The following is a 5,944-nucleotide window of genomic DNA, read 5'->3' on the forward strand; positions in this document are numbered from 1 at the left end:
GCCTGGGGCCGGGCGGGGACAAGGGTTTCGGGCCGGCCGCGGACAAGGGCTGTCTCGACCCGCTGGCCGCGCTGCGCACGCCCGGTGAGCCGCCGTGGGACGTGTATCTGACCGGCACCGTCTTCCTCGACATCATCTTCACCGGTCTCGACTCCGCCCCCGTGCGCGGCACCGAATCCTGGGCGCGCGGGATGGGCCAGAGCCCCGGCGGCGTGGCCAACATGGCGACCGCCCTGGCCCGGCTCGGGCTGCGCACCTCGCTCGCGGCCGCGTTCGGCGACGACCACTACGGCTCGTACTGCTGGGACGCCCTCGAACAGGGCGAGGGCATCGACCTCTCCCAGTCGCGCACGGTGCCCGGCTGGCACTCGCCCGTCACCATCTCGATGGCGTACGAGGGCGAGCGCACGATGGTCTCGCACGGCCATGACGCCCCGCCCGCCGAACCGGCGCCCGACTGCCCGCCCCGCTCCCGCGCGGCCATCGCCTCGCTGGCGCCCGGGGTGCGCGAGGACTGGGTGGCGCAGGCCGCCGCCGAGGGCACGATGATCTTCGCGGACGTCGGCTGGGACGACACCGGACGCTGGGATCTCGCCGGGCTGCCCGACCTCGCGCACTGCGAGGCCTTCCTGCCCAACGCCGAGGAGGCGATGCGCTACACCCGCACCGACTGCCCGCGCGCCGCGGCCCGCGCGCTGACCTCCCACGTACCGCTCGCGGTGGTCACGCTCGGCGCGGAGGGCGCGTACGCGGTGGACGGGCGGACCGGCGAGACCGCCGAGGTACCCGCGATCGCGGTCGAGGCGCTCGACCCCACGGGCGCAGGCGATGTCTTCGTCGCGGGCTTCGTCACCGGCACGCTCGCGGGCTGGCCGCTCGCCGACCGCCTCGCCTTCGCCGGCCTGACGGCGGCACTCTCCGTGCAGGAGTTCGGCGGCTCCCTTTCGGCGCCCGGGTGGGCGGAGATCGGGGCGTGGTGGCGCAGGATCCAGTCGTACGAGGACCAGGACCCGGCCGCGCTCAGACGGTATGCGTTCCTTCAGGGCGTGGTGCCGGAGTCGGCACGGCCCTGGCCGTTGCGGCGGGCCGTGCCGACGATCGGGTTCGGGCAGCGCTAGGTCGTGTCCGCAAAGTCAGGGGAGCCAGAGTTGTAGGCAGGCGATGGTGACCATGGCTTGGTAGTGGCGGGCGCGTTTGTCGTAGCGGGTGGCCAGGGCTTTGTTGTGCTTAAGCTTGTTGAAGCAGCGCTCGACGGTGTTGCGGCGCCGGTAGGCCGCCCGGTCGAGCCGGCAGAGGCTCTCGCCGCGTCGGATACGGCCGTTGATCTGGTCGATCCGCTCCGGAATCGCGGCTTTGATGCCTCGCCTGCGCAGGTAGGTGCGGATCTTGGCGGACGAATATCCCTTGTCCGCGGCGACCAGGTCGGGGCGGCTGCGGGGTCGGCCGGGCCCGCATCGTTGGATGCGGATGCGGGCCATCACCGCCTCGAACTGGGTGCAGTCGTTGACGTTTCCAGCGGTCAGGGTGAAGGCCAGGGGTCTGCCCGCGCCGTCGCAGGCAAGGTGGATCTTGGTGGTCAGTCCGCCGCGGGAGCGGCCGATCGCCTCGCCTGGACAGAGCCCCCTTTTCGCGCCCCGGCCGCGTGCTGGTGGGCCCGCACGGTTGTGGAGTCGACCGACACCACCGTCCAGTCGACCGCGCCGATGGCATCCGAGTGCTGCTGGACGTGGGCCAGCAGGCGGTCCCAGGTGCCGTCGGCTGACCAGCGGCGAAAGCGTTCATAGACCGTCTTCCACGGCCCATAGCGTTCGGGCAGATCCCGCCAGGCGGCCCCGGTGGACAACTTCCACAGGATCCCGTTCAGCACCTGCCGCCGATCGCGAACAGGACGGCCCATCCGCGACGGAGCCAGCAACGGCTCAACCACCACCCACGCCTGATCAGTCAACTCATGACGACGCACCACGAACAAACCAACGCGCCAACCACTTTGCGGACACGACCTAGATCCAGGTCGGCGCCGGTCCAGCTCAGCGCCAGGTCCAGCTCCGCATCCCCCGCGGGCTAGGTCTCCTGCCGGGCCTTCCGCCGCTTCGCGAGCCACGTCCCGCCCCCACCGAGCAGCACCCCGAAGAGCACCGCCGCCACCAGCCACGGCAGCGCGAAGAACGAGGTCGAGCCCGTCGTCCTGATCTCCTCGCTGGTGGCCGTCAACTGCACATCGCCCCAGTCCAGTTGAGGCGCCCCGCTCCAGCGTTCGGTCAGCTCGACCTTCTGGCGCGGCAGCAGCTCCGAGGGGACCTTCTTCAGGTCGCGGTCGAGAAGCGTGCGGCCGAACAGGCCGTTCGCGCTGAGCTCGACCTTCGGGTTCAGGGTCACATTGCCGCGATTGTGCAGCGTGTACGTGATCGTCGCGGTGCTCTTGCCGAAGCCCGGCACCAGCGGCCGGTCGTGCCGCATCGTCACGTTCTCGACGGACAGCGCCGGCACCGTCGGCCCGCCCACCCGCAGATAGATCCGCGCCCCGACCGCCCGCTGCACCCCGACCTCGACGGAGCCCTCGGCCGGATCGATCTTCTCGTCCAGGGCGACCAGGGCCCCGGGATGGTCACCGGGCTCGGCGCCCTCCGGCACCTTGATCGTGACCGGGATGTCGAGCGAGCTGCCCGGCGGCACCGTCACCCGTGACTTCTCCGGTTTGGCCCAGGCGCCGATCCCTCGCTGCTTCTCGCCGATCGAGCGCACCGCGAACCCGCCGTCGCGCGCGGTGTTGTAGGCGTCGGCCGCGTACAGCTTGAACGTCAGCGGTTCCGCTGCCTTGTTGGTGACGGTGACCTTGTCGTTCAGCGTCGTACCGGGGTCTGCCGTGAGGTAGAAGTAGGGCCGCCCGCCGGGCTGTGCGGACGTGGGATAGACGGACCAGCGGCCGTTGTCGGCGGCATGCGCCGGCGCGGGTGCGCCGACGGTGAGCAGCAGCGCGGCCAGGAGCGAGAACGCGGCGACAAGTGCCGCGTACGGATGGAAGGTTCTCGGTGCGGACATGGAGCGTGACCCCCGGTGAACGTCGGGTGGCGGACCGGCCCGTGAGGGGGCCGGCCCGCCGGTTTCGAGACGGGTGCGGATGCTGACGGGAGGGGGACCGTCAGGTGAGGGTGAGCGTGAGTACACCTGCGTACTCACCGGGTGCCGTGAACTCCGGTACGTTCAGGGACAGTCCGGCGTCGACCGTGAACTCGCCGCCGGTCAGCGCGGCATTGGGCGTCTGTGCGAGCGTCGCGCCCTGACCGCCGACCGGACCCGCGGAGCCCGCCGCGCACACGCTCGGGCTGCCCGCCTTGGTGGCACACTTCGGCGTCCAGCTGAGCTTGTCCGCGTCGATGTACGCACCGTTCGGGCCGGTGAACTTGGTGACCTTGCCGGTCAGGGACCAGCCCGCGGGGCCACCGCGGAAGTCCTTGACCGTCACCTGCTGCAGTGCGCCGGTGGACGCGCCGCCCTGGCCGAAGTCGACACCCGACATCTGGACGGCGTTGCCCGCCTGCGTCATGGTCAACTGCCCGGCCTTCACCGAGGACTTGAGGTTCTGGTCCAGGGTCTTGCCGCCACCGCCTGTGGTGAGGGTGTACGGCTGGGGGCCCGCGCCCTTCGCCGGATCCCAGGTGTCACCCTCGAAGGCCACGACGCCGACCGTCGCCGGGTCCTTGATCCGCACCCGCATGGTCTGGGTGCCGGCCGCCGTCGCAGTGGTGGTGAGCTTGTCGGCCGTGATCGACGTCCCGTTCCAGCCAGCCAGCGTGACGGGCGTGCTGGGGGTGAAGCCGGCGAGGGTGCCGGTCACGAACGCGTTGGGCTCACCGGTGGCCGCGCTCAGTGCGAGCGTGCGCGGGTTGACCGGGTCACCGCCACCCGTCGCCTTGACGGTCTCGGAGACCGGGGCGGGCGGCGTCTTCACGACGCAGGGGGTGTCGAGCGACATGATGTAGTTCGTGTTGATGTTGTAGTTGCCGGGCGAGAGCGTGATGTCGCCGGCCTTGGTGACGGTGAACGAACCCGTCATCTTGAAGCCCGGGAACGGTTCGAGGCCTCCCACCGGTGCGTTCTCGCGCGGTCCCTCGACCGCGATCTCACCGGTCTGCGCTCCGCCGAGCACCACCTTGCCGGACGGCTTCATGATGTTGGCCGGCAGATCGATGTCGACCGGGTTGCCGGCGGCCGGCTTGACCACCTCATAGGTCACGTTGACCGTGTCGCCCACCTTGGGTGCCGCATTGTCGACCGAGATCTTCGCGGTGGTGGGGCCCTCGATATTCGGGATGCCCGCGATCGGCGGCGGTGTGCATATCGTGACGAATTCGACATTCGTGGGGACCGCGGCGGCAGGACACGCAAAGGCCCCGCCCCCTACGATCCCCAGCGCGGCCGCCCCTAATGCGGCCACCCAGCGGCGTCTTCGACCGCCGGAACTCTGTTTCCCTGAAGGCATATCGCCCCCTCCTCGAGTGCGCCGGCGCAGCGGCTCGTCTGCGCCGACAAGGGAGTAATGATGTGCGGGTTGTGTGAGAAGTCAATGGAATGCGGCGACTTCGACTGATGACCCATCAGGTTCTGTCAAGATCCCGCATCGCCCGGGGCGCGCAAGAACCGGTGCCGCCCGTGAACGGCACCGGTCCCACGTGCGTATGCGCTGATCAGTCGGCCACGAACGGGCCGGGGGCCTGGTTGCCACCCGCGAAGCACTCGACCGTGACGCCGAAGACCGTGAGCGTCAGGGACGGGGTCGCGCCGATGAACGAGTCCAGCGTGTCGCCGGTGGCGAAGCTGGTCGTACTGGTCAGCGGGCCGCTGTCGAAGGCGCCGCCGGCGGGGATGGCCGGGTTGCTGCTTCCGCCGAAGACAGCCGTACCCGAGCCGTTGTGGGTCAGGTTCAGACTGGTGGTCACATCGCCCGCGTTGATCGCGATGGGGGTGGTGACCGCGGTCTTCACCTGGATGGTGATGCTGCTGCCGGACTGCGTGGCGTTGAGTTCGGCGGTGCCGCCGCCCCACGATCCGCAGTCATACGTGGCGGTGGCCTGCGCCGGTGCCACCGCCATCGCGGCCGGCGCGAACGCCAGCGCTCCCGCGGCGAGCGCGCCCACCGCCATCGTGCCGATTCCTGTCCTGGTGCCTCTCATTCGGTTCCCCTCCATGTAAGGGAGTTGCCGTATGCCGCATGAGGACGCACGTGATCCACGCGGTGGAGTCCCACCGTTCGCCCGGTGTGCGGGCACGCCCGTGTGCGGGCACGGCGCTGCAGGGGTGCGTGAAAGGGTGCGCGAAGACCGTCCGTGACTGGGTGCGGGTGCCGCACGGAACGCGGGAAGGCCGAGGGCGGTACGGGGGAGCGGCTCTACTCCCCGTACCCAGCCGTCCCAGTAGATCTGACGGTCCGTCGGATAAGTAAGCGCTGCCCATTGAGACCGAATCGGCGCGAGAAGGCAAGGGGAGTTTCCTTGATTCTTCTACTTCTGCGCCGATTCCGGTTACTGACTCGTCAGTCAACATCCCTGCTCAGGGCGGGAGTCGAGGGTGGGATTCAGCCAGCGGGCGTGGTGGAGCGCACGGTTCCGTCGGGACCCGCGAGCAGAACCGGAGTGCCGGCTCCGCCGAGGTCGCGTACGGCCGCGAGGTCCTCCGCCGCAAGCGCTTCCACGGAGCTGACGACGGCCGCCGCCTCCAGGGACTGCGCGCCGCTCGCGACCGCCATCGCGACGGCCGTACGCAGCGCACTCAGCTTGAGCGAGTCGAGCGCCACGGTGCCGGCCACGTAGGTGCGGCCGGTCTCGTCGCGTACGGCGGCACCCTCGGGCACCTCGTTGCGGGCACGGGCGCTGCGCGCCAGCGTGACGATCTTGCGGTCCTCGGGGTCGAGGGGGGTGCTTTCGGTCATGCGTCGAGCATACGA

Annotated in this window: 5 protein-coding genes and 1 pseudogene; 1 reads left to right on the forward strand and 5 read right to left on the reverse strand. The window is 70.2% G+C overall.

What is annotated here, in order from left to right:
• Positions 1-2 precede the first annotated feature (2 nt).
• Positions 3-1,118 carry a carbohydrate kinase family protein gene (locus tag G6045_RS38675; protein WP_165336927.1) on the forward strand — a complete coding sequence of 372 codons (1,116 nt, stop codon included), beginning with the start codon at positions 3-5 and terminating at the stop codon, positions 1,116-1,118.
• A gap of 15 nt (positions 1,119-1,133) precedes the next feature.
• Here the strand turns inward: G6045_RS38675 and G6045_RS38680 are convergent.
• From G6045_RS38680 to G6045_RS38700, 5 genes and pseudogenes are all read right to left on the reverse strand, one after another.
• Positions 1,134-1,963: pseudogene (locus G6045_RS38680) on the reverse strand (IS5 family transposase).
• A gap of 101 nt (positions 1,964-2,064) precedes the next feature.
• A complete protein-coding gene (locus tag G6045_RS38685; RefSeq protein WP_165336928.1) occupies positions 2,065-3,042 on the reverse strand; it encodes a WxL protein peptidoglycan domain-containing protein in 978 nt (325 codons plus the stop codon).
• 100 nt (positions 3,043-3,142) lie between these two features.
• Positions 3,143-4,483 (reverse strand): beta-xylosidase, encoded by a 1,341-nt coding sequence (locus G6045_RS38690; protein WP_165336929.1) that lies wholly within the window; start codon positions 4,481-4,483, stop codon positions 3,143-3,145.
• A gap of 205 nt (positions 4,484-4,688) precedes the next feature.
• A complete protein-coding gene (locus G6045_RS38695; protein ID WP_165336930.1) occupies positions 4,689-5,174 on the reverse strand; it encodes a hypothetical protein in 486 nt (161 codons plus the stop codon).
• A gap of 401 nt (positions 5,175-5,575) precedes the next feature.
• On the reverse strand, positions 5,576-5,929 hold the full coding sequence (locus tag G6045_RS38700; protein WP_165336931.1) for a cytidine deaminase: 354 nt from the start codon (positions 5,927-5,929) through the stop codon (positions 5,576-5,578).
• Between the last annotated feature and the right edge of the window lie 15 nt (positions 5,930-5,944).

This window comes from Streptomyces mesophilus (assembly GCF_011044995.1).
In the GTDB taxonomy this organism is placed as follows: Bacteria; Actinomycetota; Actinomycetes; order Streptomycetales; family Streptomycetaceae; genus Streptomyces; species Streptomyces mesophilus.